This is a genomic window from Streptomyces noursei (assembly GCF_001646665.1).
Classification (GTDB): Bacteria; Actinomycetota; Actinomycetes; order Streptomycetales; family Streptomycetaceae; genus Streptomyces; species Streptomyces lavendulocolor.
Genome location: NZ_LWBU01000279.1, coordinates 1 through 3,733, shown reverse-complemented (window position 1 = coordinate 3,733; position 3,733 = coordinate 1). Strand labels below are relative to the sequence as shown.

Sequence of the window (3,733 nt, the reverse complement as noted above, 5' to 3'; positions counted from 1 at the left end):
TGCAGGGCGCCGCGGGCCAGGCGAGGCTTTGCGGACACGACCTAGAGCACGGGGTCGAAGGTGATGCCCGCCGGCTTGGCCTTCTTGAGGAGGGAGAGGAAGTCGGCGTCCTTGAGGCCGAAGTGCGCACTGCCGAAGTCCGCCCGGGTGAGCCTGTCCCGTACGCCGGGCGGGTAGCCCTCCCAGCCGACCAGGTCGGGGAACTGCCAGGTGCCCCGGTGGTTCTCCGGCGGCTCGTCCTTCGCCGAGGCGGCCCTGAAGCAGTGCGTGCCCACGCCGTCCTTGTGATAGACGATCTTGGGGTGGGTGCCGTCCCAGCGGATCCGGTCGCGGCCGTGGACGGTGAACTTCCCGTGGGCGGAGGTGGAGACGTACTGGGCCGTGCCCTCGCGGATCCACACCACGACGTGCTCCCAGTCGTGGCGATGCCCACCGAGCCCGCTGCCCCAGACGGCCTGATCCTTCTCGAAGTACAGGTCGTACATCACCGCGCACCAGCCGTCGCTGCACGCGGCGCGCGAGTACGCGTTGGTGTTGGCGAGGTCCGACGCGTCCCGGCACTGCCCGCTCAGGGTGCCGGAGGGCTTCAGGCCGGGGGAGACGGTGCCGTCCGGTCCGATGGCCGGTGTGGGATAGCAGCCGTCCTTGTCGTAGTCGTACGCGGGCTGGAACGTCCGCTCCAGCGGGCTCGCGTCGCCGGGCAGCGCCCGGGGAGGCGCGGCGTGGGCGCTGCCCGGGAAGCCGACGAGCAGAAGGGTGGTGGCGGCGCCGATGACGGCGGCCCTGCGCGGCGTACGCGATCTCGTATGCAAGGAAGGCCTTTCGGACGGCTGGCGCTGTGGAAGGGGTGCCCCTTGAGTTAGCTGCATGTAGCGGGCATGTCAAGGAGTCCGGCGCCGGCGGCACCTACAGGCGCACGTGTCCGGCAAGGCCGCGCCACCGGAGACACGAGGGTTGCCCTCCGTCCCGGGGCGGTCCGCTCAGTCGTGACCGGCGTCCCGGCCGGGAGGCGGCGCCATGCCGTCGAGCAGGTGACCGAGGGTGCCCACCACCAGGCGGCTCACCTCCCGCGCGTCCGCGTCGGCCAGGGGCTGCTTGCCCACGACCACCCGCATCAGGCCGATGCCGACGAGCCAGGCCAGGGCGAGGTCCGCGCGCACCCCGCTGTCGTCGGCGCCGCTCAGGCCGGCCAGCACCCGGGCGTAGTCGTCCCCCAGGGCGGTCACCGCCGCCGACACCTCGTCACCCGCCCCGACCGACCGCAGCAGTGTCTCCAGGGAGCGGCTGGAACCGGCGCCGCCGCCGTCGGCCGTGGGCGGGGCCAGCATGCTCATCAGCACCGTCTCCACGAGCCGCTCCGGAGGGGTGTTCCGCAGCTGCTCCGCGCCGTCGCGGGCCACCACCTCCCCGAACAGCGCCCGCTTCGAACCGAAGTGCCGGAAGAGAAGCGCCTGGTTGACCCCTGCGCGGGAGGCGATGTCCCGTACGGTGGCCCGCTCGTACCCCCGCTCCGCGAACAGGCCGGACGCGGCGGCGAGCAGCCGCTCCCGCGTCGACCGTGCCGGCGGTGTCCCCTGCGACGGAACCGCCCCGGCGTCCGCCTCCCTGGCCACCACCTGCCACCCCCTGTCCGTCCGGCACACCACGCCGGGCACGAGCCCGTCCGTGAGGCGCCGTTGACCGCTTCCTGGCCCAACTCTAGGTTGGTAAGCAGCTGCTTACACCAGGGAGGTTCCCCATGACCGCCACGCACGAGCAGGAGCCGCTGACCTATCCGTTCAACGAACCCGAGGGCCTGGGGCTGGCCGACGCCTACGCCGAGGCGCTGGAGCACCCCGGACTCTTACGCGTACGCATGGCCTACGGCGAGCCCGCCTGGCTGGCGACGCGCTACGCCGACGCCCGCCTCGTCCTCGGCGACCGTCGCTTCAGCCGGGCCGACGCGCTGGAGCACGACGAACCCCGCCAGTCCGAGGGGCAGCAGGACGCCGGCATCCTCAGCATGGACCCGCCCGGGCACACCCGGCTGCGTACCCTCGTGGCGAAGGCCTTCACCGTGCACCAGGTGGAGAAGCAGCGCCCCCAGGTCCGGGAGCTGGCGAACGGGTTCCTCGACCGGATGGAGGCCATGGGCCCGCCGGCCGACCTCGTGGAGCACTACGCCCTGCCCATCCCGGTGGCCGTGATCTGCCGGATGCTCGGAGTTCCGGAGGAGGACCGCCCGAAGTTCCGGGTCTGGAGCGACGCCGCCCTGTCGACCAGCTCCCTGAGCGCCGAGGAAGCGCTCCGCAACCGCGAGGAACTGCGCGCCTACATGGGCGAGTTGATCAAGGACCATCGCGACCACCCCCGCCCCGACCTGATGACCGGCCTGATCGAGGCCCGGGACACGGGCGACCGTCTGACCGAGCTGGAACTGGTCGACCTGTGCGTGGGCATCCTCGTCGCCGGACACGAGACTACGGCGAGCCAGATCCCCAACTTCCTGTACGCCCTGCTCGAACACCCCGACCAGCTGTCCCTCCTGCGGGAACGGCCGGACCTCGTCACCGGTGCCGTCGAGGAGCTCCTGCGCTTCGTGCCGCTGGGCAGCGGCGCCGCCTTCCCGCGCTACGCCAAGGAGGACGTCGAGGTGGGCGGCACCCTGGTGCGCGCCGGGGAACCGGTGCTGGTGGCGGTGGGAGCCGCCAACCGCGACGCCCTCAAGTTCGGTGCGCCGGGCACCCTCGACATCACCCGCACCGGAGTGCAGCACCTCGGGTTCGGCCACGGCGTCCACCACTGCCTCGGGGCGCCGCTGGCCCGCCTGGAACTCCAGGAGGCGCTGAGCGCCCTGATCACCCGCTTCCCCACGCTCCACCTCGCCGGTGACGTGGTGTGGAAGAACCAGATGCTGGTCCGCGGCCCGCGCGAGATGCCGGTGGGGTGGTGACGCGGATGCCGTGGACGACCCGGATCGACCGGGAACAGTGCCTCGGCTCGGGCATGTGCGCCGCGCTCGCACCCGAGCTGTACCGCCTGGAGGGCGAGCACGCGGAGCCGGTGCGGGCGGAGATCGGTGCGGACGAGCGCGCCCTGGACGCCGCCGACTCCTGCCCCGCCTCGGCGATCACCGTCCTCGACGGGGCGCGGCGCCCCATCGGGCCCCGTCCGTAGGAGGCTGCTCGGCCCCATGGGTCCGGGCCCCCGGCGGATACCGCGCGGTCGGGCCGGCCGTGTGACGGGCGGGCCGAGTGACGGGTCGGCCGAGTCACAGAGTGGCCGCGCGGTCGGGCCGGCCGTGCGGCCGCGGATTCCGGACGGCCGGCGGTCCGTTGCGGGCTTCCCGGTCGGCCGCCGGCCGGGCCCGCCGGTGACGCGACCGCCGCGCCGGCCGGGCCAGGTGCGGAGCACTGCGCGGGGATCGAGGAGTGGCGGTCCGGGGCGCGGGCAGCGGCACGCGGGCGTGCAGGGCGCCGCGGGCCCGGCGGGACCTCGCGAGACACCCCTAGGTCGTGTCCGCAAAGTCTCGCCTGGCCCGCGGCGCCCTGCACGCGCTCCCCCAGAGGGGGGACCCCCAGCGGCGTTGTCGTCGGTCACCATGGCTCCGCCATGTCTCCCTCCTCCGCCTTGCGATCGCACGCACCGGACACCGCGACCCCCGCCCTCCGGGCGGACGCCGATACTTTGCGGACACTCCCTAGGACAAGACCGCCCAGTCCTACAAGGCGGCCGTCACCCTCGCCTCACTCCT

General features: G+C 73.4%; 4 protein-coding genes. 2 read left to right on the top strand and 2 right to left on the bottom strand.

Annotated features, from left to right (window positions below; all coding sequences use genetic code 11):
* Nucleotides 1-41 precede the first annotated feature (41 nt).
* Nucleotides 42-812 (bottom strand): NPP1 family protein, encoded by a 771-nt coding sequence (locus A4V12_RS18670; RefSeq protein WP_064070500.1) that lies wholly within the window; start codon nt 810-812, stop codon nt 42-44.
* 168 nt (nt 813-980) lie between these two features.
* Nucleotides 981-1,616 carry a TetR/AcrR family transcriptional regulator gene (locus A4V12_RS18665; RefSeq protein WP_234372238.1) on the bottom strand — a complete coding sequence of 212 codons (636 nt, stop codon included), beginning with the start codon at nt 1,614-1,616 and terminating at the stop codon, nt 981-983.
* Nucleotides 1,617-1,738: 122 nt separating this feature from the next.
* On the opposite strand from A4V12_RS18665, the gene A4V12_RS18660 reads away from it, so the two are divergent.
* Nucleotides 1,739-2,932, top strand: coding sequence for a cytochrome P450 (locus A4V12_RS18660; protein WP_064070499.1), 1,194 nt, complete (start codon nt 1,739-1,741; stop codon nt 2,930-2,932).
* Nucleotides 2,933-2,937: 5 nt separating this feature from the next.
* Nucleotides 2,938-3,156: a ferredoxin gene (locus tag A4V12_RS18655; RefSeq protein WP_064070498.1), complete on the top strand. Its 219-nt coding sequence runs from the start codon at nt 2,938-2,940 to the stop codon at nt 3,154-3,156.
* Nucleotides 3,157-3,733 lie beyond the last annotated feature (577 nt).